Below are 23295 nucleotides of genomic sequence, written 5' to 3'. Positions count from 1 at the left end.
ACATGACCTCACTGTGGCTCGATCGTCCCGACCTGCCCGCGAGCGACCCGCTCCCCGTCGACGAGCGACTCGACGACCTGGTGATCGGTGCAGGCCTGACCGGGCTGACCACGGCGCTGCTGCTGGCCCGCGCCGGTCGCCGCGTGGCGGTCATCGAGGCGCGGGCGGTCGGGGCCGTGACGACCGGCAACACGACCGCGAAGCTCTCGCTGCTGCAGGGCACCAAGCTGTCGTCGATCCTGCGCAAGCAGTCCCACGCGGTCGCCCAGGCGTACGTCGACGCCAACCTCGAGGGCCAGCAGTGGCTCGTCCGGTTCTGCGCCGATCACGGGGTGCCGGTGCAGACCCGGGACGCGATCACGTACGCGGCGGAGACCCACCAGGTCGACGCGGCACGTGAGGAGCACGACGCGGCCCGCTCGCTCGGCCTCGACGTGCGGTGGCACGACCAGCTCGACCTGCCGTTCCCCAACCATGGCGGAGCGGTGCTGGCGGACCAGTACCAGTTCGACCCGCTCGACGTCCTCACGGCGCTCGCGAGTCAGGTCCGCGAGCACGGCGGCACGATCCACGAGGGTCGCCGGGTCGTGAGCGCGTCCAAGACGGGTCGCCCGACGGTGCAGCTCGACGACGGCACCGACTTGACCGCCGACGAGATCATCCTCGCGACCGGCACGCCGATCCTCGATCGCGGACTCTACTTCGCCAAGCTCGAGCCCCTGCGCTCGTACGCCGTGGCGTTCGACTTCGCGACCACACCGATGCCGATGAGCCTGTCGGCGGGCCAGCCCTCGCGCTCGATCCGCGACGTGCCGCGCGCCGACGGCACGACGAAGCTCATGATCGGCGGCAGCGGGCACACGGTCGGCCGTACCGGATCCGAGGCCGGCCACGTCGACGAGCTGCGGGAGTGGACCGCCAGATACTTTCCCGGTGCGGTCGAGACCCACGTCTGGTCGGCGCAGGACTACCAGTCGCACGACGGCATCCCGTACGTCGGGACGCTGCCGCGCGGCGGCGGGCGGTTCCACGTCGCCACAGGGTTCGACAAGTGGGGGATGACCAACGCGGTCGCCGCGGCCCGCAACCTCACGTCGACGCTGCTGGGGGAGCCGGTGTCGTGGTCCAAGCCGATGTCGCGGCGCATCACCCGGCCGCAGGGCGCCGCGAAGATCGCCGAGCTCAACCTCGCGGTGGGCGCCTACCTGGCCAAGGGTCTCGTGACGGCGGAGCTCACACAGGCCCCCGACAACCCGCCGGAAGGGTCAGGTCGCGTCGGTCGCGACGGTGTCCTGCCGACCGGCGTCTCGACGGTCGACGGCCGCACCTGCGCCGTCCGGGCGATCTGCACGCATCTCGGCGGCGTCCTGAAGTGGAACGACCAGGAGAAGAGCTGGGACTGCCCGCTCCACGGCTCGCGGTTCACCCCCGAGGGCGAGGTGCTCGAGGGGCCGGCGACCCGCTCCCTGCGTACGCCCTAGGGTCGATCGCGGGCGGCCAGCACCTTGTGCGTGCCATCGCACCACGGCTGGTCCGCCGACTTGCCGCACCGGCACACCGCGCTCACGGGTCGTACGGTCTCGTGGGCCACTCCGTCGGCGTCCTCGACGACGTGATCACCGCGCAGCAGCAGCGGACCGCCGGGGCAGATGATGACGTCCGGGTGCTCGAACCCGTGCTCCGGAGTCATGCCGCCACCCACTCGTCGAGCATCCGCTGGGCGTAGCGGTCCTCGAGGTCGAGGCACGTGAACGCCCCGAACACGACGTCGTCGACGAGGTGTGGCTCGGCGGCGACGAGGGCTCCGCAGATCGTCCGGACGGCCAGCTGCTCGTGCACCGCATCGGCCTCGACGTGTTCCTCGTAGTACGCGATCATCTCCTGCGGGAGCTCGAGCCGGGCCAGCCCCTGCGCCATGCGCCGGGACGGGAGCGAGCTCGTGGCCTCGAACGCGGCGAGGTGACCCAGCGATGCAGCACGCAGACGGCGGTGCAGGCCGAACAACGACATCGCGTTGTTGAGCTCGAGGATCTCGACCGGGACGTCGTCGATGTAGGCGAACGGGTCAGCGCGCAGCCCGGACGCCTCGAGCCCGAGTGCGAACAGGTGCGCGTGCAGCCGGTTGGGGTCGCCGCCGCCGAACTCGTCGTACTGCAGCTCCATCAGCGCCGCCTTGGGTGCCGTCGGCAGGCGGGGGACGCTCCAGGCGACCGGGTCGGACTCCTTGAGGTGATAGATCGAGCGGTGCCGCAGCAGCTCGAGCACCTGCTCGCGGTCGGCCTTGCGCTGCACGTGTGCCGCAAGGGACGGCCCGTCGTGGTGGGCGATGTAGGCGAACAGGCCCTCCGCGAAGGGCTCGTCGAGGGTCGTGGCGGTGTGACGGGCCCGCAGCTCGGCCTCGAAGTCCCGCTCGAGGCGGCGCCGGAGCCTCAACACCTCGGGGTTCCACTCACGCTCGTCGTCGACGTCCTCGAAGCCGGCGTAGTGCAGCTCGTACATCGCCCAGAGCGCGATGTGCGCGTCGTCGCCGTCCGTCGGCCGCAGGTCCAGGCCTTCGACCTCGCTCTCGGAGCGCAGGGTGTCGAACAGCGCCTCGCTGAGCTCGCCGCGTGCCTTAGGGAGCAGCATCGTGATCCTTGTCGTCGTCCAGGTCCTGCCACTCGCCGCGGCAGTCGACGAACCCGCGAGGCGGGCGATCGTGCCGGGGTGGATCGGCTCGTGGATGACCCCGATCCGCGCTGAGGAGCTGTGGGTTCATGGTGCGGCCGACATACCCCTGACGGGCTGTGACAAACGCCAGTTTGAAGCGCCTGACCAGTGGGTATGTCGATGGGTGGCGCGAATCCCGCGTTGGGCCGGAGAGGATGACGATGCGCGTGCGGACGGTGGTGCTTGTCGCCGTGACCGTGGCACTCGTCGTCTCGGGATGCTCGGGAAGTCCTCAGGACATGTCGATGGGGCTGCGCGAGGCGCAGTCCGCGGTCGGCTCCGCGACGCTGGCCCTGACCACGTCGCAGGACGGTGACACGACCGCCAGCGTCGCCGAGACGATGGTCGACGAGGCCGGCACCCGGATGACGGCGGCCTCGAAGCAGGCCACTGCGTTCAAGCCCACGGACCAGCGCACGGCGGCCCAGATGGAGGCGGTCACCCAGGCGCTGGGCGACGCGGACACCGCGGTCCGGCACGCCGGCGAGGCGCTGTCGGGCTATCCCGGGGCGCCAAGCGTCCGGTCCGCGCTCGATGAGCTGAAGCAGAGCTCCAGCGACCTCGAGCGGCTGGCGAAGAAGCTCGAGCCGCCGCGATGAAGCGATACTTCGCCGTCGCGCTCGGCATCCTCACCGCGATCGGCGGCTTCGTCGACATCGGGGACCTGGTGACCAATGCCGTCGTGGGCTCCCGGTTCGGGATGTCGCTGGCCTGGGCCGTCGTCGTCGGCGTCGTCGGCATCTGTCTGTTCGCGCAGATGTCGGGGCGGGTCGCCGCCATCAGCGGGCGCGCGACGTTCGAGATCATCCGCGAGCGGCTCGGCCCTCGCGCCGGCACGGCCAACCTCGTTGCCTCCCTGCTGATCACGATCATGACGCTGACCGCCGAGGTCGGAGGTGTCGCGCTCGCCCTGCAGCTGGCCAGTGGTGTCCAACCGTTGCTGTGGATCCCGGTGGCCGCGTTCGCGGTGTGGCTCGTGATCTGGCGGGTCAAGTTCTCGATCATGGAGAACGTCGCTGGGGTGCTCGGTCTCTCCCTCGTCGTGTTCGGGGTCGCGCTGTTCCTGCTCGGTCCCGACTGGGGCGAGCTGAAGGACCAGGCGCTGCAGCAGACGTCGCACCCGCGGGAGACGCCGCTGACGTACTGGTACTACGCGATCGCCCTGTTCGGCGCCGCCATGACGCCGTACGAGGTGTTCTTCTTCTCCTCCGGCGGCGTCGAGGAGCGGTGGACCGAGAAGGACCTCGTGACGTCGCGGGCCAACGTCCTGGTGGGCTTCCCCTTGGGCGGCCTGCTGTCGCTGGCCATCGCGGGCTGCGCCGCGACGGTGCTGCTGCCACGGGGCATCGACGTCGACGCGCTGTCGCAGACGGTCCTGCCGGTGGCGATGGGCGCCGGTCAGCTCGGGCTCGCGATCGTGATCCTGGGAGTCGTCGCCGCGACATTCGGTGCCGCACTGGAGACCGGCCTGTCGGCGGGCTATGCGCTGGCGCAGTTCAACGGCTGGTCGTGGGGCAAGTTCCGGCGTCCGGCCCAGGCCGCCCGCTTCCACCTGACGATCATCATCTGCCTCGTCGTCGCCGTGCTGGTCCTGCTCACCGGGATCGACCCGATCCTCGTGACGGAGTACTCCGTCGTGTTCTCGGCCGTCGCGCTGCCCCTGACGTACCTGCCGATCCTGGTCGTGGCGAACGATCCGCAGTACGTGGGCGAGCACGTCAACGGCCGGTTGCTCAACGCCGTGTCGTCGGTCTACCTCGTGGTCATCCTGGTGGCGGCGGTCGCGGCGATCCCGCTGATGATCCTCACGAAAGCAGGTGCCTGATGGCCGATCTGCCCAAGCACGACTCACCGGGACAGGTCCTGGACCTCAACCTGCACATCCTCGACCGCCAGGTGCTCGACAACCACGACGTGCCGATCGGGCACGTCGACAACGTCGAGGTCGACGGCATCGAGCCGGGCCGCGAGCTGGACCCGGACGCGCCGCCCGTGGTGACCAGCCTGGTGCTCAACTCCGGCCTCTGGCCGCGGATGTTCGGTGGTCGGCCGCCGCGGTCCCGCATGCATCTGGTCCCGTGGTCCGCGGTCAGCGCGATCGGCACGGCCATCGAGCTCGGGCAGCCGGGCTCGGCGTTCGACGTGACGTGGTCGGAGCACTGGATACGCGACCAGGTCATCGCCCGCATCCCGGGAGGCCGTCATGTTCCTGAGTGACGTCCTGCGCCGCCCTGTCGTCGGACCCGACGGGCCCCTGGGATTCGTCGCGGACTGCCGGGTGGCCGTCGACGGCACACCGGGTCAGCTGCTGGCGAACGCGCAGCTCGTGGGCCTGGTCGTCGCGCCCAGGAACCGCCAGGGCTTCCTCGGCTACGAACGTACGTCGGTCAGCTCGCCCGCTCCGCTCGCGCAGTGGTACGAGCGACGCCAGCGGGGGTCGTTCCTGGTGCTCTGGGAGGACATCGAGTCGATCGACGACGTGGTGCGCGTGCGACCCGGCTACACCCGCTGGTCATCGGCTCTGTGAGGCTCGGAGGCAAACTTCCTGCAATCGCAGGTGCGCACATGTTCACAGGCTTACCCACAGAGTGTGCATATAGTTCTTTCGGACTAGACAGGTAGTCACTTGTGACGTGGGCCACAGGATGAAACGGCAGTCCCGCATCCTGGTGCGTTCACTGGAAGACGTCGGGGATGCCGTCGCCGTCGTCGTCCGTGCCTTCGCGGACGGCGATCTGCCGGTAGCGGCGATTGCGGCCCCGGAGGATCACCGCGGCGCCCAGTGCCGACACCAACGAGCCCACCAGCACGCCGGTCTTGACGTGCTCGTCGGTCGCACTGCCGGCGCCGTACGCCAGCTCGCCGATCAGCAGCGACACCGTGAAACCCACGCCCGCGAGCATCGCGAGACCCAGGACGTCGAGCCACTCCAGGTCGTCGTCGAGCTCGGCGCGGGTGAACGTCGCGACGAGCCACGTGGCGCCGAAGACGCCGATCGTCTTTCCGACGAGCAGCCCGGCGATGATCCCGAGCGTGATGGGCTCGCTCAGGGCGTCGGTGAATCCGGACCAGCCGTCGATCGCGACACCGGCGCTGAAGAAGGCGAACACCGGCACGGCGACGGCGGACGACAACGGCCGGAACCGGTGCTCGAAATGCTCCGCGAGTCCGGCGCCGGTGCTGCCGTCGCGCCGGATGACCGGGACGGCGAACCCGAGCAGCACACCGGCGACCGTGGCGTGGACCCCCGAGGCGTGCACCAGGCCCCAGACCAGTGCGGCGAGAGGCAGCAGCAGCCACCACGAACGTACGCGGCGCTGCACGAGGACCGTGAAGACCGCGAGCGGGATCGCGGCGAGCAGCAGGTACTCCACGTGCAAGGTCTTGGTGTAGACCACGGCGATGATGATGATCGCCAGCAGGTCGTCCACGACCGCGAGGGTCAGCAGGAACGTCCGCAGTCCTGACGGCAGGTGGCTGCCGATCACGGCCAGGACGGCGAGGGCGAACGCGATGTCGGTCGCCGTCGGGATGGCCCAGCCGTCGAGCGAGCCGCCGAGGTTGACGAGCACGAAGATCAGGGCCGGCACCGCCATGCCGCCGACTGCCGCCACGACCGGGAGCGCCGCGCGGCTCGGCTCGCGGAGGTCGCCGGCGACGAACTCGCGCTTGAGCTCGAGCCCGGCGACGAAGAAGAAGATCGCCAGCAGCCCGTCCGACGCCCACTGGCCGAACGTGAGGTGCAGGTGCAGCGAGTCGGGGCCGAAGGCGGTGTCCCGCAGCGAGGCGTAGCCGTCACCCACGTTCGCGGCCACGATGGCCACCAGGGTCGCCCCCAGCAGCAGCGCGCCGCCGAGGGTCTCCTGCCGGAGGATGTCGGCGATGCGGGAGGCCTCGGGCCACGATCCGCGCCCGAAGATGCGGTTGGACGACTTGCGCACACGGACTCCTGGGGTCGGCGACAACATGCCGACCAGACTTCCCGGCTCACCTGTCATGAACCCTACCGGCCGTGGAGGCGAGTAGCCTGCGGGCATGCCGGACGTCGCGATCGCCGCGCCCAACGAGGCCGCCGCCGATGCCGGCGAGCAGGTCGCCCGCAGCGGTGGCAATGCCGTCGATGCCGCGCTGGCGTCGGTGCTCGTGACGATGGTCAACGAGATCGGCATCGTGTCGCTGAGCTCGGGCGGGTTCATCACGGTCCAGCCGCAGGACGGCAGCGCGCCGCAGACCGTCGACGGCTGGATGGAGATGCCCGGCCGCGGTCGGGAGCTGGGCGGGGGCACGTGGGACATCCACACCGACTACGGGGACGGTGTCACCGCGACGATCGGGCCCGGGTCGGTGGCCGCCCACGGCTCCGTCGCGGCCTTCGGTGCGGCGCACGCGCGGTGGGGTCGACTGCCGTGGCGCGAGATCGTGGCGCCGTCGATCGACGTGGCCCGCGGCGGCTTCCGGCTCGGCTCGGCGTCGCGCTACTACCTCGACCACGTGCACGACCTGATCTTCGGCTGGGACGACGAGAGCGACGCCGCGGTGCACGACGAGGACGGCCAGGTCACGACCGAGCTGATCGTGCTGCCCGACCTCGTCGGCTCGCTCGAGCAGATCGCCGAGCACGGCCCGAGCGCGCTCCACACCGGCGACCTCGCGAGGCTCCTCAGCGCCGACGTCATCGCCCGCGGCGGCATCCTCGGCCCGGACGACCTGGCGGCGTACCGGCCGGTCGTACGTCCGTCGCTGCTGAGCACGGTCGGCGACTGGACGTTCGGCACCAACCCACCCCCGTCCGTCGGTGGCGTGTGCGTGACCGCGATGCTGCGGATGCTCGACGGTCGGCCGTACGGCGAGTGGGACCGCGACGACGTCGAGCACCTGATCCGCGTGCAGCGCGCCGTGCTCGGCCATCGGCTCCGCGTGCTCGACCACGCCGACGATCTCGAGCGGGACGCCGCGGCGTTCCTCGAGCTCGTCGACCACGACCACCTCGCGGTGCTCGAGTCCGGGTCGACGGCCCATGTGTCAGCGACCGACAGCGACGGCGGGGCGTGCTCGGTCACGGTGTCGTCGGGCTACAGCTCCGGCATGATCGCCAAGGGCACCGGCATCTGGCTCAACAACTGCCTCGGCGAGCAGGAGCTCAACGCCCGCGGCCTGCACGGTCTGCCGCCTGGGAGCCGGTTGCTGTCCAACATGGCGCCGACCGTCGGACACCACGTCGACGGGTCGGCGATCGCGATCGGCTCGCCCGGCGCCGACCGCATCACGACGGCGATCGTTCAGGCGCTTGCCGGGTTCGTCAACGGGCGGATGGGCCTGCAGCAGGCCATCAACCACCCGCGCGTCCACGTGCACCGAGCGGGCCGGCCCGAGGAGGTCGTCAAGACCGAGACCGACCTGACGATGTACTACGGCGGGGTCGCTGCGACCCTTCGACGCCACGACGGGCACCTGATGGCGGCCGCGGATCCGCGCCGCGATGGTGCCGTACGTCTCGTGCGTGCCGACCCGCAACGCGGGCCGCATGCGGTTTGATTGAGGTGTGTCCCCGGCACCCATCGTCATCGCCCACCGCGGAGTCCCCGGCGAGCGGCTCGAGCACACCCGGCCGTCCTACCTGCTGGCGATCGAGCAGGGTGCCGACTTCATCGAGCCCGACGTCGTCAGCACCAAGGACGGCGTCCTGGTCGTGCGGCACGAGAACGAGATCGGTGGCACCACGGACGTGGCGCAACGGCCGGAGTTCGCCGACCGCAAGGTGTCCAAGTTCGTCGACGGCGTCCCGCACACGGGGTGGTTCACCGAGGACTTCACGCTCGAGGAGATCAAGACACTGCGGGTCCGTGAGCGCCTCCCGGCGCTGCGGCCACAGAACCTCCCGCTCGACGGTCACGAGAAGATCCTCACGTTCGACGAGGTCCTCAACATCGCCGAGGACGCCAGCGAGGGACGCGACGAGCCGATCGGCGTCTACGTCGAGACCAAGCACCCGACCTACTTCGCCGGCATCGGCCACGACCTCAACGACCTGCTGGTCGCCAACCTCGAGCGACGTCGGGTCAACCACGAGGGCGCCAAGGTCATCATCCAGTCGATGGAGACCGGCAACCTGCGCCGTCTCCGCGACCGTACGCCGCTCCCGCTGATCCAGCTGATGGACCGGCAGGGTGCGCCGTACGACCTGGTCGAGGCGCGCGATCGCCGCACGTACGCCGACCTGATGGCGCCACGTGAGCTGGCGGCCATCGCGTCGTACGCCGACGGGATCGGGCCCAACAAGAGCCAGGTCATCGCCCGCGACAAGAAGTACCGGCTCGCCGGTGAGACGGGGCTCGTCGGCCACGCCCACGACGCCGGGCTGCTGGTGCACATCTGGACGATGCGCAACGAGAACAACTTCCTGCCGACGAACCTGCGAACCAGCAACGACAAGGCCGCCCACGGCGATGCCGTGGGCGAGTACCTTGCGTTCTTCGACGCCGGGGTCGATGGCGTCTTCTCCGACTTCACACAGACTGCTGTGACGGCACGCTCTCTGTGGTCGGGACGTCAGTAGCCTGAGCCCACACGGTCTGCGCAGCGGCCGGCTGCCCGGCGGGCACCAGGATCCACGCCACGACGTAGGCGACGATCACGGAGCCGAAGCCCAGGATCGAGAACACCGCGACGAGGATGCGGATCAGGTTGACGTCCATGCCGGAGTAGTCGGCGAGACCTCCGCAGACACCTCCGAACCACTTGTCGTCACGGCTTCGGGTGAGCTTCTTCATGATCTTCAGGTCCTTCCGGGTTGAGGTCGATCGTGGGTTCGGTGGTGGTTTCGGGCGTGGCTTCGGGAGCCGGTACGGCTGCGCTGCGCTGAGCGGGGCGGGTCTGCCACACCGTGGCGGCGACGCCCAAGGCGCCGAGGACGATCAGCACCCCCGAGGCCGTGAGACCGAGCTCGCGTGGGGAGAGCAGGTCCTGCTTCCACACGGCCCAGTTGCCGACGACTGACAGGAAGAACAGCCCGAAGGCCAGGCCTTCCCAGCGGAACGAGTGGCGGGTCATCTGCGGATCACCTCGATACCTCCGAGTCGATGATGGATGTCCAGGGTCAGGGTGGGCCCCGACTGGACGGCGGGATAGTCGAGCTGGGTGTCGGTGCCGTCGACCTTGCGGTCGAAGACGCGGATCTCGCCGGCGTCGACGTCGGCGTTGACCGTCACGTTGAGGCCCTCGGGCACTGTGATCGTGGTGTCGCCGATGCCGGAGTCGATCTCGACCGTGCGGCCGAGCAAGGCCTGCGGGTCCGAGACCTCGGTGAGGTCGAGCTTGAGCTCGCCGATCCCGTGCTTGTAGTGAGCGTGCACGTCGGCGGCGGACGTCAGCGTGGGGGCCTGGGTGCCGATCGGGCCGCTCGGCATCAGCGAGCCGATCGCCAGCGTGATCGCGAGCAGGACTCCGATGCCGATCAGCGGGCCACCGTGACCCCACAGGGTGCTGACGAGCAGCCCGAGTGCCACGACGCCGAGAGCCACCGCGACGTACGTCGTCCAGTGCGGGCTGTCGTGGTACGCGTTGTAGATGCCCGTCGCCGCGACGGCGATGGCGGCCACCGACATCGTGAGCAGCGTCAGGGCCCACGAGCGCTCCCGCTTGGCCTTGGCGTACTTGGTGCTGGCCACGAGGCCAGCCTTGGCGGCGGCGAACTCCGCGCCGCGTGCCGACTCGTCCGCCGGGTCGACGCCTGGCACGGCATACTCAGCGGCGAGGGCGGTCTCGGCCTGGCGCCGGCGGCGGGGCCGCACCACGAACAGGTAGTAGACGAACGCGATCGGGACGAGGATCCACGGCGCTCCACCCCAGAACCAGCCACCGTCGCCGACGACGGCGACCACGGCGAGGACCACGGCGCCGACGAGTCCCGCGACGCGTACCTGCTCCTCGTTCTTGTCGAGCTTGAACCAATCGGCGGCCACGCTCTTGTCGTCGCCCTCCGCCGGCAGCAGGAACCACGCGGCGGCGTAGATGATGACGCCGGCGAAACCGGCGATCGTGAGCACCGCGATGACGACCCGCACGATGACGGGGTCGATGTTGAGGTACTTCGCGGCGCCGGCGCACACACCGCCGACGATGCGGTCGTCCTTGGACCGCTTCATGTCGGTGATCGAGCGGATCCGGTGCGGATCGAAGTCGCCGTCCGGCGGCAGGGTGCGAGTGTCTTCTGCGTTCATACCCCCATCGTGGAGGAGGGCGGCCCTGCGGCACATCGGGTACGACCCTGAATCGCACCCGGGACCGCTCAGGGTGCGGGAGGGACGTTCCTGATGGCGCGCGCGTACGCGTACGTGTGACGATCATGGGGTGACCGAATACCGCCGTGCCTACCGACCAGCCGATCGCCGGCTCGTGGGCGGCGTGGCGACGGGTGTCGCCGAGCACTTCGGCATCCCGGTGCTCTACGTGCGCCTGGCCTTCATCGTCGGCACGTGGTTCCACGGCATGGGCGTCATCGCCTACCTGTTGCTGTGGCGGTTCCTGCCCCTCCGCCAGCCCGATCTCTCGCCCGGCCTCGAGTCAGCGACCCGCCGCGGCCTGCGCACGAGCGGCCGGCCCGGCGCGTTCGAGGTGTTCCAGACCGTGGCCCTGGGGGCTGTCGGCGTCGGCGTGATGTTCATGATCCAGGCCAGCGGGCGAGGCATCGCCGGCAGCCTGTTCGCGCCGCTCCTGATCGGCGTCATCGGCCTCGCCGTGATCTGGCGGCAGTTCGACGACGCCGCGTGGGGACGCTGGATGCGCCAGACCAAGGGCTTCGGGTTCGCGATGCGCGTCGCCGCCGGGGCTGTGCTCGTCGCCTCCGCCGGCATCTACTTCCTGAGCCAGGAGCGCGGCTGGAGCGCCATCGTCGATCTCGCCTCAGCCGTCGCCGTGGCCGGTCTCGGCCTGCTGCTGATCCTCGGTCCGTGGATCACCAAGCTGCTCGGCGACCTGTCGGAGGAGCGGCGCGAGCGCGTACGTTCGCAGGAACGCGCCGACGTCGCCGCTCACCTGCACGACTCGGTGCTGCAGACCTTGGCCCTGTTGCAGAAGAACGCCGGCGACTCGGCAGTCGTGGCGACGCTGGCCCGCCGCCAGGAGCGCGAGCTGCGCGCCTGGCTCTACGGCAACGACGAGAAGCCCGGTGACTCGCTGGTCGCCGCCCTGCGAGCCTCGGCAGCCGACGTCGAGGATGCCCACCGCGTGCCGGTGGAGGTCATCGCGGTCGGCGACGCGGCGCTCGACCCCGATGTGGCCGCCCTCGCCAAGGCCGCCCGCGAGGCCATGATCAACGCCGCCAAGCACGCCCAGGTCGACCGCATCGACGTCTACGCCGAGACTGACGGGCGTACGGTCGAGGTCTTCGTGCGCGACCGCGGCGTCGGGTTCGACACCGACTCGATCGCCGAGGACCGCATGGGTGTGCGAGGCTCGATCATCGGCCGGGTCGAACGACACGGCGGCACCGTCACGATCCGCAGCAGCCCGGGGGAGGGCACCGAGGTCGCCCTCAGCGTGCCGGTCCGCACCGGCGACCAGGCCCCGCCCGAACCCGCCACCGAGCGCGTACCCACAGAAGAAGTGAGCCCATGACCACACTGCGCGTCGCGATCGTCGACGACCATGCGATGTTCCGCACCGGCGTACGCGCCGAGATCGACGGGCCGGTCGACATCGTCGCGGAGGCCGAGGACGTCGACAGCGCCGTCAAGGTCATCGCGGAGACCACACCCGACGTCGTGCTGCTCGACGTGCACATGCCCGGCGGCGGTGGGCTCGAGGTCATCCGCCGGCTGCACCTGCGCCATCCCGACACCAAGTTCCTGGCGCTGTCGGTCAGCGACGCCGCCGAGGACGTCATCGGCATCATCCGCGCCGGCGCCCGCGGCTACGTCACCAAGAACATCTCCGGACCCGAGCTGCTCGACGCGATCAACCGCGTTGCACAGGGCGACGCGGTGTTCTCGCCACGGCTCGCGGGTTTCGTCCTCGACGCGTTCGCGGGGACCATCGAGGTCGCCCAGGTCGACGAGGAGATCGACCGCCTGACCGAGCGGGAGCGCGAGGTCATGCGCCTGATCGCCCGCGGCTACGCGTACAAGGAGGTCGCCAAGGAGCTGTTCATCTCGATCAAGACCGTCGAGACGCACGTCTCCAGCGTCCTGCGCAAGCTGCAGCTCTCGAGCCGGCACGAGCTGACCCGCTGGGCCAACGACCGCCGCCTGATCTGACCCCCGAGTTTTGTGACGGAAGTCGGCACGATCCGGGAGGGCGTGACGACTTCCGTCACAATCCGGGGGTCAGGGGTGGAGCCGCACCGCTACGTCACCGGACGGCGCGTCGATCGCGCCCGCGCCCTGCTGCTCGACCGGGTGCCGCCGGCCGAGGTCGCGGCGACCGTCGGGTTCTACGACCAGGCGCACCTCACGCGTCACTTCCGCGCGACGCTCGGGGTCACCCCCGGCGCTTACGCCCGCGCCGCCGCCTGACTTCCCACCTTTTGAAGCGTTGGGCAGGTTCACAACCAGTTTTGCGTGCGCAACGCTTCAAAAGTCGGGGTCGGACATACGTGACAGTGCGGCAGAATGGCGGATGTGCAGGTTGACGTCCTCGGACCGTTGCGAGTGCGCGCCGATGATCAGGACCTCGATCTCGGCGGGCCGCGCAACCGCGCCCTGGTGGCGCGCCTCGCGCTCGATGCCGGTCGCCCGGTCGCCGCGACGACGCTGATCGACGACCTCTGGGGCCTCGACGTGCCGGCCGACGCGACCAACGCACTGCAGTCGATCGTGTCCCGCACCCGCCGCCGGCTGCCTGACGGGGCGCTCGAGTCGACCCCGGCCGGCTACGTCCTCCAGTGCGCCGCCGTCGACGCGCTGGAGTTCGAGCGTCTGGTGGCAGCCGGCCGCGCTGACGAGGCGCTGGCGCTGTGGCGCGGCGAGGCGTTCGCGGACGTCGCCGAGTTCCCCTTCGCGCCATCGGCGGCACACCGGCTCGGTGAGCTGCGGCTCACGGCGGTGGAGGCGAGCCTGCGCGACCGCGTACGTTCGGCGCACGACCTCGCCGTGGTCGCCGAGCTGGCGGAGCTCACGACGGCTCATCCCTATCGCGACTCGTTCTGGGTGCTCTACCTGACGGCGTTGGCGGCACACGGCCGGGCCAACGAGGCGCTCACGGCGTACGACCGACTCCGCGGCATGCTGGCCGAGGAGCTCGGCGCCGATCCGTCGCCGGAGCTCCAGGAGCTGCACCTGTCGATCCTGCGTGGAGAGCACGGTGCCCGCCGCAGCCACCCGGCGCTCCCGTCGGCGCTGACGACGTTCGTCGGCCGCGAGGGCGCCATCGCCGACCTGCAGGCGGCGCTCGTCGACCACCGGCTCGTGACGATTCTCGGACCCGGCGGCGCGGGCAAGACCCGGCTTGCGGTCGAGACCGCCCGCGCGGCGCTCGACCGGTTCGAGGACGTCTGGCTCACCGAGCTCGCGCCGGTGACCGGCAGCGACGGCATCCTGCAGGCGATCCTGTCGGCTATGGGACTGCTCGAGGTGTCGGTCCTCGACCGGCCGTCCGCCGCGCCGCGGCCCGACGAACGTACGCGCCTCATGGATGCGGTGCACGACGTCGAGGGGTTGCTGCTGATCGACAACTGTGAGCACCTGGTCGGCGCGGTCGCCGAGATCGCCGAGGACGTCCTCGCGCACGCGCCCAAGCTGCGGATCCTGGCGACGAGCCGCGAGCCGCTGCGCATCATCGGTGAGTTCGCCTATCAGCTCAGCCCGCTGACGATGCCACACCCGGGCAGCACGATCGACGAGGCGATGGGGCACAGCGCGATCCAGCTGTTCGTGCTCCGGGCGCAGGCGGTCGACCAGTCGTTCGCGCTCACCGCCGAGTCGATGCCGGCAGTGCTCGAGATCTGCGAGCGCCTCGACGGCCAGCCGCTCGCGATCGAGCTGGCCGCGGCGCGCCTGCGTACGCTCACGGCTCCGCAGGTCGCGGCCCGGCTGTCCGACCGCTTCCGCCTGCTCACCGGTGGCAGTCGCACCGCGTTGCCGCGACACCGGACGCTCCGCGCGGTCGTCGAGTGGAGCTGGGACCTGCTCGAGGACGCCGAACGTGACCTCGCCGAGCGGCTCGCGGTGTTCCCGGGCGGCGTGACGGCCGAGAGCGCCGCAGCCGTCTCCCTGGCGGGCGACCGCACGGAGGAGCTGCTCGACTCACTGGCCGACAAGTCCCTGTTGGTGCCGGTGAGGGGTGAGACGCCGCGCTTCAGGATGCTCGAGACCCTCAGGGAGTACGGCGTGGAGCGGCTGGTCGAGCGCGGCACGGCCGAGGCGGTCCGCGAGTCGCACCTGCACTATTTCCTCGACGTCGCCGAGCAGCAGGGCACCCGCCTCCGCGGCGGTGACCAGGTGGCTGCCGTGCGGATGATGGACGTCGAACGCGCCAACATCATGGCGGCCCTGCGGTTCGCGGTCGACCGGCAGGCGCGTCCCGCAGCGGCTCGCCTGGTCTCGGCGCTGGCCTGGTACTGGTCGATCCGCAGCCAGCACGTCGAGGCGTGCTCGTGGGCCGACATCGTCCGGGGGCTGCCGGGCGAGGCGGATCCGGCCAGCGAGATCTGCCTCGAGGCGCTGTCCCTCACGGGGATCCTGGTGCTGGCGAGCCACGAGGACCCCGACCACGTGCCGCAGTGGCAGGAGCCGGTCGACCGCATCCTGGCCCTCTGGGACGCCCACCACCCCCAGCACCAGGTGGTCGACCTCGTGCTCGCGACCATGGCGTTCTTCGGCGTCATCGGCGACCGTGAGCTGCCGCGGCCGGCCGACCGCTGGACCCGCTCGACGATCCACCTCATGCAGATCGTGATGCTCGACAACGAGGGCCGCGTCGGCGAGATCACCGAGCTCCTCGAGCCGACGATCAACGACTTCCGCGAGCTCGGCGACCGGTGGGGCCTCGCCATGGCGCTGTCGCAGCAGGGCATGGTGCATTCGCTCGACGGCAAGTACGCCGAGGCGCTGGCCTCGTGGGAGGAGGCGATCCCGCTGCTGCACGAGCTCGGCGCCGGCGAGGACGCCGACTTCTCGACGATGCAGGTCACCGGGCTGCGGATCGCGCTCGCCGACGGTGACACCCTCGAGCTCCGCGACGGGCTCACGGCCTCGCTGGCCACGGCGCACCGCGACGGCAACCGTCGCCTCGAGCTCACGACGCGGATCAGCCTCGCTCACCTCGAGCACTGCGCGGGAGACGACGAGGCGGCGAGCGACCACCTCGAGTACGTCCTGCAGAACCTCGACGCGGTGTCCACGTTCGGCGGCGGGCAGATGGAGGCGGTCATCCGGGCGGCTCTCGTGGTGACCCGTTCCGCAGCGGACCTCGACGCCGCCCGTGCCGAGCTGGTGACCGCTTCGCGGATCGGCCGGCGTACGCGCGACATGCCCGTCATCGCGCAGGTCGCCTCGGCCGCCGCGATCCTGGCCCACCTCGACGGCGACGACGAGCGGTCCGCCAGGACGCTGGGCGCCTCCGAGGCGATCCGCGGCCGCGCCGACCTGATGCACGTGGACCTGCACGACCTACGGGCCGGCCTCCGCGCCTCGCTCGGCGACGAGCGGTACGAGCAGCTGCACGCCGAAGGCCGCTCGCTCGTACGCGACGACGCGATCGACCTCGCCCTCCCCACCACAGCCTCGAGCGGTGGATCCTCCACCGAATGAGGGGCTATTCGGTGGAGGATCCACCGCTGAGGGTGGGAGAGATCGCCCAGGGCGTCAGGCCTTCGTCCGGTACGCCCTGACGGCCAGCGGTGCAAACACCGCGAGGATCAGGCCGGCGGTGCCGAGCGCGATGAACGCGTCCTCGGCGACCGGACCGCCCGTGAGCAGGCCACGCACCGCATCGGTCAGGTGGGTGACCGGGTTGACGTTGACCCAGGCCCGCAACCAGCCGGGCATCGTGTCCGCGGAGGCGAACATGCTCGAGCCGAACGTCAGCGGGAACAGCGCCATGAATCCGATGCCCTGCACCGAGCCGGCCTCGCGGGAGATCATGCCGAGCCAGATCGCGATCCAGCACAGGCACCAGGCGAACACCAGGACGAGCAGGCACGCGGCGAGCACGTCGAGGATCGAGGTGCTGGTCCGGTAGCCCATCACGAAGCCGGCGATCAGGCTGATGCCGATCGTGATGCTGTAGCGGAGGCACTCCGCGATCGTGGCGCCGACCAGAGGTGCCGACCGAGCGATCGGGAGCGACTTGAACCGGTCGAACACGCCCTCCTTGATGTCGGTGTTGAGGTTGACCCCGATCGACACCGTGCTGAACAGCACGGTCTGGATCAGGATGCCGGGCAGGACGAACTGCAGGTAGTCGTGCGTCGATCCGGCGATCGCGCCGCCCAGGACGTACACGAAGATCATGAGGAACAGCACGGGCTGCAGCGTCACGTCGAAGAACTGCTCAGGGTGGCGCATCATCTTCTTGATCGAGCGGCCGGCGAGCGTCAGGGAGTGCCGGGCCCAGGGCAGGGACGACGGGGGACGCTGCTCGATCGCGTCGGGGAGGGTGAGGGTGGAAGTCATGAGACGGGCTCCTTGTCGAGGTCGGCAGGCGCATCATCGGGGACGCCCTTGCCGGTGAGGGTGAAGAACACCTCGTCGAGGCTCGGCAGCTTGAGGGCGATCTCCGTGACGGGGATGCCGCGGGCGGCGAGGTCGACGACGATGTCGGTGAAGTCCTTCTCGTCCTCGATCGGTGTCGTGAGCAACCCGCGGGTGGGCTCGTCGACCGGTCGGCCGGTGATCCGGCTGAGGACGGCTCGGATGTCCGCGGTGTCGCGGACGTTGGTCGGGCGCACCTGGAGGGAACGGCCGCCGACGATCTGCTTGAGCTCGGCGGCGGTGCCGTGGGCGATGACCTTGCCGAGGTCGATCACGGTGATCGCGTCGGCGAGGGCGTCGGCCTCCTCGAGGTACTGGGTGGTCAGCAGGACGCTGGTGCCCTCAGCGGTCAGCATGCGTACGAGGTTCCAGACGTCGTCGCGCTTGCTGGGGTCGAGGCCCGTCGTCGGCTCGTCGAGGAAGATCACCTCGGGCCGGCCGACCAGGCTCGCGGCGAGGTCGAGGCGCCGCCGCATGCCGCCGGAGTACGTCTTGATGCGGCGGTCGGCAGCCTCGGTGAGGCCGAACTGGCCCAGCAGCTCCGTCGCCCGTGCCCGGGCGTCGGGCCGGCTGAAGTCCAGGAGCCGCGCGAACAGCTCGAGGTTCTCCCGGCCGGTCAGCTGCTCGTCGACCGAGGCGTACTGCCCCGTGAGGCCGATCGAGCGGCGGACCGCGGTGGGGTCGAGCAGGACGTCGTGGCCGGCGACGGTCGCGTGGCCGGCGTCGGGCTGCAGCAGCGTCGCGAGGATGCGGACGGCAGTGGTCTTGCCCGCACCATTGGGCCCGAGGACTCCGAGGACGGAGCCTTCGGGAACGGCAAGGTCGATGCCGTCGAGAGCGATGGTGTCGCCGTAGTGCTTCGTGAGCCCTTCGGCTTTGATGGCGTAGTTGGTCATGTCGACCATGCTGGTCTGCGCCGCTTGCAGCCCGCTGTCATCGCTCTGGCGGCCCTGACAGCGGCTGACAGCGAGTTCATGCACCGGCAACCTCCCGGGTCTAGCCTGTGGGAATGAACGAGCCCCACTTGATCGTGCTCTTCGGCGCCACCGGCGACCTCGCCCGCCGCAAGCTGCTGCCCGGCATCATGCACCTGCTCGAGTCGGACCTCGTCTCGGAGTCGCGGATCATCGGCGTCTCGCTCGACGACTTCGACGACGAGAGCTTCCGTACGTTCGCCGAGAAGGCGTGCCGCGAGTTCACGACCCGGCCGCTCAACGACGCGCAGTGGGCCGAGTTCGCGGCCAAGCTGTCGTACGTCAACGTCAAGGCCGGACCCGAGGCGCTGGCCGAGGCGGCGTCAGCGCTGGAGGCCGAGCTCGGTGGCTCACCGCGCCGGCTGCACTACCTCAGCGTCCCGCCCAAGGCGGCGCTCGACGTCGTGCACACCCTCGACGCGGCCCACCTGGTCGAGCGCTCGCGCATCATCATGGAGAAGCCGTTCGGCACTGACCTGGCCAGCGCCAAGGCGCTCAACTCCCAGCTCCACGAGGTGTTCGCCGAGGAGCAGATCTTCCGCATCGACCACTTCCTCGGCAAGGAGGCGGCGCTCAACATCCTGGCGTTCCGCTTCGCCAACGGCCTGTTCGAGCCGATCTGGAACCGCAACTTCATCGACCACGTGCAGATCGACGTGCCCGAGACGCTGTCGGTCGAGGGCCGGTCGGCGTTCTACGAGGGCACCGGTGCGTTCAAGGACATGGTCGTCACCCACCTGTTCCAGGTCCTGGCGTTCATGGCGATGGAGCCGCCGACGTCGCTCGACTCGGACTCGATCAGCGAGGAGAAGAACAAGGTCTTCCGCCAGATGCTGCCGCTCGACCCGCACCATGTCGTACGCGGGCAGTACCAGGGCTACCGCGAGGAGGACGGGGTCGCGGCCGACTCCGAGACCGACACGTTCGTCGCGCTCAAGGCCGAGATCGACAACTGGCGCTGGGCCGGTGTGCCGTTCTACCTGCGTACGGGCAAGAAGCTCGCCGAGGGAGCGCGCATCATCTCGATCGCGTTCCGCGAGCCGCCCAAGAGCATGTTCCCCGCGGGCTCCGGTGTCGGCCTCGCGGGGCCGGACCACCTGACGTTCGACCTGGCCGACTCGTCCAAGATGTCGCTGTCGTTCTACGGCAAGCGGCCGGGACCCGGCATGCGGCTCGACAAGCTCAGCATGCAGTTCGCGATGCAGGAGACCGAGCGGGCCGGCGAGGTCCTCGAGGCGTACGAGCGGCTGATCTACGACGCGATGCGGGGCGAACGCACGCTGTTCACGACCGCCGAGGGCATCGAGCGGCTCTGGGAGATCTCCGAGCCGCTGCTCAACGACCAGCCGCCGGTGCGGCCCTACTCGGGCGGCACGTGGGGACCCAACGCGGTGCACCAGCTCATCGCGCCGCGCGCGTGGCGGCTGCCGTTCGAACGTACGTGGCGGCGGCCGAACACGATGGCCGAGTAGCTAGCCGTCGTTGCCGAGCTTGTCCTGCACGTCGTGACCCGGGAGGCGCGGCGTGTGCTGGCGCGTCCGGTCGGTGCTGCCGTAGCCGCTCAGCGCCAGGCCCATCAGGGCGATGCCGCCGACGAAGAGCAGGCCGACCAGCAGCGTGAAGTGTTCATGTGACATGGGGTGCACCCGGACACGGTAGCCCCGCAGGCTGAGACGCCTCTCAGGGAGTCCAGCTCTGCTCGACGAGCCGGATCGCCTCGTCGAGCGACAGCCCTTGAGTGCGCGCCAGCCGGGCGTACGTCCGTGCGCCGGCGTCCGCCTCGGGGTCGGTGAGCCTGAGGTTCGCGATCAACGTGCCACCCCGCCCGTGCGTCTCGATCACGCCGTCGGTCTCGAGCGCCCGGTACGCCTTGGCGACGGTGTTGGCGGCGAGCCCGAGGTCGGTGGCCAGCTGGCGTACGGTCGGCAGCTTGTGGCCGGCCGGGAGCGTGCCCGACGCTGCGCCCTCGGCGATCTGCCGGCGTACCTGCTCGTACGGCGCTTCGTGGCTGGCGGCGTCGATCACGACGAGACTCATGCGGCGGCCCTCGTGAGCCGCATGACCTCGAACGTGCCACCGCCGACGGTGACGCTGTAGCGGTGCTGCTCGGCGAACCCCTGCCCGGTGTAGAACGCCACCCCCACGGCGTTGTCGGCATAGACCTCGACGCTGTGCGCGCCCGCACCGCCGTCGACGTACGACAGCAGCGTCGGGCCGAGCCCGCGACCTTGCGCCTCGGGGGCGACGTAGAGCAGCTCGACGACGTCCTCCCTCGCGCCGACGAAGCCGAGCATCTCGCCGCCGGACTCGGCGACCCACACGTCCATCGAGGGCAGCAGGAGGTCACGCACGCGGGGGCGTTGCCACCCGAAGACCTCATCGTCCATGAACGCGTGGCTCGACCTGGCCGAGCGCTCCCAGAGGTCGGTCAGGGCGTCGAAGTCGGCCTCGCCCGCCGTCCGGATGCCGACCGTGCCGTCCATGGCACGCGAGTCTACGACGACAGGCCCTCCGGGGCCGGTGATGTCGGCTCCGGCAACTAGGCTGGGAGGCACGATGACGTTGCCGTTCCCTGTGCCCACCGCCGCTCCGGACCAGTCCGCCGACAAGCGGCGACCCCGTTCGGAGACGCTGCTCGAGGGCCTCAACGACGCCCAGCAGGCGGCCGTCTCGCATCCCGGTGGGCCGCTGCTGGTCGTCGCGGGTGCCGGGTCGGGCAAGACCCGGGTGCTGACCCGCCGCATCGCCTGGCTGATCGCGGCCCGTGGAGCACATCCCGGCTCGATCCTGGCCATCACGTTCACCAACAAGGCGGCCGCCGAGATGCGCGAACGCGTTGCCGACCTCGTGGGGCCGCGGGCCCGCATGATGTGGGTCTCGACGTTCCACTCCGCCTGCGTACGCATCCTGCGCCGCGAGGCCAGCCGGTTCGGGTTCACGTCGTCGTTCACGATCTACGACGCGGCCGACCAGCGCCGGCTCATGACACTGGTGTGTCGCGACATGGACCTCGACCCCAAGCGCATCAACCCGCGCGCGGTGCTCAACTGGATTTCCAACCTCAAGAACGAGCTCGTCGACCACGAGTCGGCGGCCGGCCGGGCCGACAACCCCACCGAGGAGATCTACGCCGAGGCCTACAAGACCTATCAGGCCCGCCTGCAGGCAGCCAACGCGATGGACTTCGACGACCTCATCATGAACACGGTCCACCTGCTCCAGGCATGGCCCGACGTCCGCGAGACCTACCGGCGGCGGTTCCGGCACATCCTGGTCGACGAGTACCAGGACACCAACCATGCGCAGTACCAGCTGATCAAGGAGCTCACCGACGACCAGTCGGACCTGCTCGTGGTGGGCGACTCGGACCAGTCGATCTATGCGTTCCGCGGTGCCAACATCCGCAACATCCTCGAGTTCGAGGACGACTTCCCCAACGCCGCGACGATCCTGCTGGAGCAGAACTATCGCTCGACCCAGACGATCCTGTCCGCCGCCAACGCGGTCATCAGCCGCAACGAGGGTCGCAAGGACAAGCAGCTGTGGTCGGCCGAGGGCGACGGCGAGAAGATCGTCGGCTACGTCGGCGACGACGAGCGCGACGAGGCCCAGTTCATCGCCGACGAGATCGACAAGCTGGGCGACGCCGGGGTCGCTGCGGCCAAGGACGTTGCGATCTTCTATCGCACCAACGCGCAGAGCCGGGTGTTCGAGGAAGTCTTCATCCGCGTCGGCCTGCCCTACCGCGTCGTCGGTGGCGTGCGGTTCTACGAACGCAAGGAGATCAAGGACGCGCTGGCCTACGTCCGAGTGCTCGTCAACCCGCGCGACGCGGTCTCGCTGCGGCGCATCATCAACGAGCCCAAGCGCGGCATCGGCGAGCGTGCGGAGGCTGCGGTCCAGCGGCTGGCGACCGCCGAGGACATCAGCTTCTGGGAGGCACTGACCCGGGCCGACGAGGCGACGGACCTCGCGACGCGGTCCCTCAACGCGATCCAGTCGTTCACGGCGGTCATGTCCGAGCTCATGACGATGGCCGAGTCCGGCGCCCCCGCCGATGCGGTGCTGGAGGCGGCGCTGACCCGCAGCGGCTACCTGTCGACGCTCGAGCAGAGCACCGACCCGCAGGACGAGACCCGGGTCGAGAACCTCGCTGAGCTCGTCGCCGTCGCACGCGAGTTCGTGGTGGGCGCCAGCACGGTCGCCGATGACGCGGTCGAGGTCGTCGACGAGGCTCCTTCGGACGCTGTCGACGCGATCTCCGACGACCCCGACCTGGCCGCCGGGTCGCTCGGTGCCTTCCTCGAACAGGTCGCCCTGGTCGCCGATGCCGACCAGATCCCCGACGAGGGCGAGGGTGTCGTGACCCTCATGACGTTGCACACCGCCAAGGGCCTGGAGTTCCCGGTCGTGTTCCTCACGGGCCTCGAGGACGGCGTGTTCCCGCACATGCGGTCGTTGGCCGACACCAAGGAGCTCGAGGAGGAGCGCCGGCTGGCCTACGTCGGCATCACCCGTGCCCGCACCCGCCTCTACGTCACCCGCGCGGCCACCCGCTCGGCCTGGGGGGCGCCGTCCTACAACCCGCCGTCGCGCTTCCTCGACGAGCTGCCCGAGGCACTCCTCGACTGGCGGCGCCTCGCCTCGCCGCCGACGCAGTGGACCCCCAGCTCACCGTCGGCCACGGCACAGTCGTCGTTCCGGTCCGCCAACGTCGCCGCGCGCTCCAAGCGGGCGAGTCGCGAGGTCGTGTCGCTGTCAGCCGGTGACCGCGTCAGCCACGACAGCTTCGGCCTCGGCACCGTGATCGCGGTCGAGGGCCAGGGCGAGAAGTCCGTCGCCTCGGTCGACTTCGGCTCGCAGGGCGTCAAGCGACTCCTGCTGCGCTACGCCCCCGTCGAAAAGCTCTAACCCCCGAGTTTTGT

24 protein-coding genes are annotated in these 23295 nt (G+C 70.1%); 13 read left to right on the top strand and 11 right to left on the bottom strand.

Annotated features, from left to right (window positions below; translation table 11 throughout):
* Positions 1–2: 2 nt before the first annotated feature.
* Positions 3–1481, top strand: coding sequence for an FAD-dependent oxidoreductase (locus tag ASC61_RS03070; RefSeq protein ID WP_056209183.1), 1479 nt, complete (start codon positions 3–5; stop codon positions 1479–1481).
* Here ASC61_RS03070 and ASC61_RS03065 read toward each other — a convergent pair.
* Together ASC61_RS03065 and ASC61_RS03060 are read right to left on the bottom strand one after the other, a co-directional pair.
* On the bottom strand, positions 1478–1690 hold the full coding sequence (locus tag ASC61_RS03065) for a CDGSH iron-sulfur domain-containing protein (protein WP_056215229.1): 213 nt from the start codon (positions 1688–1690) through the stop codon (positions 1478–1480). The two genes, ASC61_RS03070 and ASC61_RS03065, sit on opposite strands and share 4 nt — an antisense overlap.
* Positions 1687–2628 (bottom strand): iron-containing redox enzyme family protein, encoded by a 942-nt coding sequence (locus ASC61_RS03060; RefSeq protein WP_056209181.1) that lies wholly within the window; start codon positions 2626–2628, stop codon positions 1687–1689. Before ASC61_RS03060 ends, ASC61_RS03065 begins: the two co-directional genes overlap by 4 nt.
* 242 nt (positions 2629–2870) lie before the next feature.
* Between ASC61_RS03060 and ASC61_RS03055 the strand changes: the two genes are divergently transcribed.
* From ASC61_RS03055 to ASC61_RS03040, 4 genes are read left to right on the top strand one after another with little or no spacing between them, the layout of a single operon-like run.
* The gene (locus ASC61_RS03055; RefSeq protein ID WP_157439355.1) at positions 2871–3308 is read left to right on the top strand and encodes a hypothetical protein; all 438 of its coding nucleotides are present in this window, start codon (positions 2871–2873) and stop codon (positions 3306–3308) included.
* Positions 3305–4534 (top strand): NRAMP family divalent metal transporter, encoded by a 1230-nt coding sequence (locus ASC61_RS03050; RefSeq protein ID WP_056209175.1) that lies wholly within the window; start codon positions 3305–3307, stop codon positions 4532–4534. Before ASC61_RS03055 ends, ASC61_RS03050 begins: the two co-directional genes overlap by 4 nt.
* The gene (locus ASC61_RS03045; protein ID WP_056209173.1) at positions 4534–4926 is read left to right on the top strand and encodes a PRC-barrel domain-containing protein; all 393 of its coding nucleotides are present in this window, start codon (positions 4534–4536) and stop codon (positions 4924–4926) included. The genes ASC61_RS03050 and ASC61_RS03045 overlap by 1 nt, the downstream gene beginning before the upstream one ends.
* Positions 4913–5236, top strand: coding sequence for a hypothetical protein (locus tag ASC61_RS03040; RefSeq protein ID WP_056209170.1), 324 nt, complete (start codon positions 4913–4915; stop codon positions 5234–5236). Before ASC61_RS03045 ends, ASC61_RS03040 begins: the two co-directional genes overlap by 14 nt.
* Before the next feature lie 148 nt (positions 5237–5384).
* On the opposite strand, the gene nhaA is transcribed toward ASC61_RS03040, so the two are convergent.
* The gene (nhaA, locus tag ASC61_RS03035; protein ID WP_235503466.1) at positions 5385–6650 is read right to left on the bottom strand and encodes a Na+/H+ antiporter NhaA; all 1266 of its coding nucleotides are present in this window, start codon (positions 6648–6650) and stop codon (positions 5385–5387) included.
* 94 nt (positions 6651–6744) lie between these two features.
* Here nhaA and ASC61_RS03030 point away from each other — a divergent pair, with 94 nt between their 5' ends.
* Positions 6745–8244, top strand: coding sequence for a gamma-glutamyltransferase (locus ASC61_RS03030; protein ID WP_056209164.1), 1500 nt, complete (start codon positions 6745–6747; stop codon positions 8242–8244).
* Positions 8245–8251: 7 nt separating this feature from the next.
* Positions 8252–9265 (top strand): glycerophosphodiester phosphodiesterase, encoded by a 1014-nt coding sequence (locus ASC61_RS03025; protein ID WP_056209161.1) that lies wholly within the window; start codon positions 8252–8254, stop codon positions 9263–9265.
* Here the strand turns inward: ASC61_RS03025 and ASC61_RS03020 are convergent.
* From ASC61_RS03020 to ASC61_RS03010, 3 genes are read right to left on the bottom strand one after another with little or no spacing between them, the layout of a single operon-like run.
* A complete protein-coding gene (locus ASC61_RS03020; RefSeq protein WP_082530419.1) occupies positions 9216–9479 on the bottom strand; it encodes a PspC domain-containing protein in 264 nt (87 codons plus the stop codon). The two genes, ASC61_RS03025 and ASC61_RS03020, sit on opposite strands and share 50 nt — an antisense overlap.
* Positions 9454–9759 carry a hypothetical protein gene (locus tag ASC61_RS03015; protein ID WP_056209158.1) on the bottom strand — a complete coding sequence of 102 codons (306 nt, stop codon included), beginning with the start codon at positions 9757–9759 and terminating at the stop codon, positions 9454–9456. The genes ASC61_RS03020 and ASC61_RS03015 overlap by 26 nt, the downstream gene beginning before the upstream one ends.
* On the bottom strand, positions 9756–10928 hold the full coding sequence (locus ASC61_RS03010; protein ID WP_056209156.1) for a PspC domain-containing protein: 1173 nt from the start codon (positions 10926–10928) through the stop codon (positions 9756–9758). Before ASC61_RS03010 ends, ASC61_RS03015 begins: the two co-directional genes overlap by 4 nt.
* 130 nt (positions 10929–11058) lie before the next feature.
* Here ASC61_RS03010 and ASC61_RS03005 point away from each other — a divergent pair, with 130 nt between their 5' ends.
* The 4 genes from ASC61_RS03005 to ASC61_RS02990 all read left to right on the top strand — a co-directional run bounded on the left by ASC61_RS03005 (position 11059) and on the right by ASC61_RS02990 (position 16454).
* Positions 11059–12324 (top strand): ATP-binding protein, encoded by a 1266-nt coding sequence (locus tag ASC61_RS03005; protein WP_056209153.1) that lies wholly within the window; start codon positions 11059–11061, stop codon positions 12322–12324.
* Positions 12321–12962: a response regulator gene (locus ASC61_RS03000; RefSeq protein WP_056209151.1), complete on the top strand. Its 642-nt coding sequence runs from the start codon at positions 12321–12323 to the stop codon at positions 12960–12962. The genes ASC61_RS03005 and ASC61_RS03000 overlap by 4 nt, the downstream gene beginning before the upstream one ends.
* 75 nt (positions 12963–13037) lie before the next feature.
* Positions 13038–13220: a helix-turn-helix domain-containing protein gene (locus ASC61_RS02995; RefSeq protein ID WP_056209146.1), complete on the top strand. Its 183-nt coding sequence runs from the start codon at positions 13038–13040 to the stop codon at positions 13218–13220.
* 105 nt (positions 13221–13325) lie between these two features.
* Positions 13326–16454 carry a BTAD domain-containing putative transcriptional regulator gene (locus tag ASC61_RS02990; protein WP_162243636.1) on the top strand — a complete coding sequence of 1043 codons (3129 nt, stop codon included), beginning with the start codon at positions 13326–13328 and terminating at the stop codon, positions 16452–16454.
* A 54-nt stretch (positions 16455–16508) separates the two neighbouring features.
* Here the strand turns inward: ASC61_RS02990 and ASC61_RS02985 are convergent, their stop codons facing one another.
* On the bottom strand, positions 16509–17318 hold the full coding sequence (locus tag ASC61_RS02985) for an ABC transporter permease (protein ID WP_056209140.1): 810 nt from the start codon (positions 17316–17318) through the stop codon (positions 16509–16511).
* On the bottom strand, positions 17315–18292 hold the full coding sequence (locus tag ASC61_RS02980; protein ID WP_056215227.1) for an ATP-binding cassette domain-containing protein: 978 nt from the start codon (positions 18290–18292) through the stop codon (positions 17315–17317). The genes ASC61_RS02985 and ASC61_RS02980 overlap by 4 nt, the downstream gene beginning before the upstream one ends.
* 113 nt (positions 18293–18405) lie before the next feature.
* On the opposite strand from ASC61_RS02980, the gene zwf reads away from it, so the two are divergent.
* Complete coding sequence (gene zwf / locus ASC61_RS02975; protein WP_056209137.1) at positions 18406–19842, top strand: glucose-6-phosphate dehydrogenase; 1437 nt, start codon at positions 18406–18408, stop codon at positions 19840–19842.
* On the opposite strand, the gene ASC61_RS19590 is transcribed toward zwf, so the two are convergent.
* From ASC61_RS19590 to ASC61_RS02965, 3 genes are read right to left on the bottom strand one after another with little or no spacing between them, the layout of a single operon-like run.
* The gene (locus ASC61_RS19590) at positions 19843–20007 is read right to left on the bottom strand and encodes a hypothetical protein (protein ID WP_157439354.1); all 165 of its coding nucleotides are present in this window, start codon (positions 20005–20007) and stop codon (positions 19843–19845) included. It lies immediately after the preceding gene.
* A gap of 43 nt (positions 20008–20050) precedes the next feature.
* Positions 20051–20407: a GntR family transcriptional regulator gene (locus ASC61_RS02970; RefSeq protein ID WP_056209135.1), complete on the bottom strand. Its 357-nt coding sequence runs from the start codon at positions 20405–20407 to the stop codon at positions 20051–20053.
* A complete protein-coding gene (locus ASC61_RS02965; RefSeq protein ID WP_056209132.1) occupies positions 20404–20853 on the bottom strand; it encodes a GNAT family N-acetyltransferase in 450 nt (149 codons plus the stop codon). The genes ASC61_RS02970 and ASC61_RS02965 overlap by 4 nt, the downstream gene beginning before the upstream one ends.
* A gap of 73 nt (positions 20854–20926) precedes the next feature.
* Between ASC61_RS02965 and pcrA the strand changes: the two genes are divergently transcribed.
* The gene (pcrA, locus tag ASC61_RS02960; RefSeq protein WP_056209129.1) at positions 20927–23281 is read left to right on the top strand and encodes a DNA helicase PcrA; all 2355 of its coding nucleotides are present in this window, start codon (positions 20927–20929) and stop codon (positions 23279–23281) included.
* Positions 23282–23295: the final 14 nt, after the last annotated feature.

This window comes from Aeromicrobium sp. Root344 (genome assembly GCF_001425755.1).
Taxonomy (GTDB): Bacteria; Actinomycetota; Actinomycetes; order Propionibacteriales; family Nocardioidaceae; genus Aeromicrobium.
This window is presented reverse-complemented; position numbering and strand designations above follow the sequence as displayed.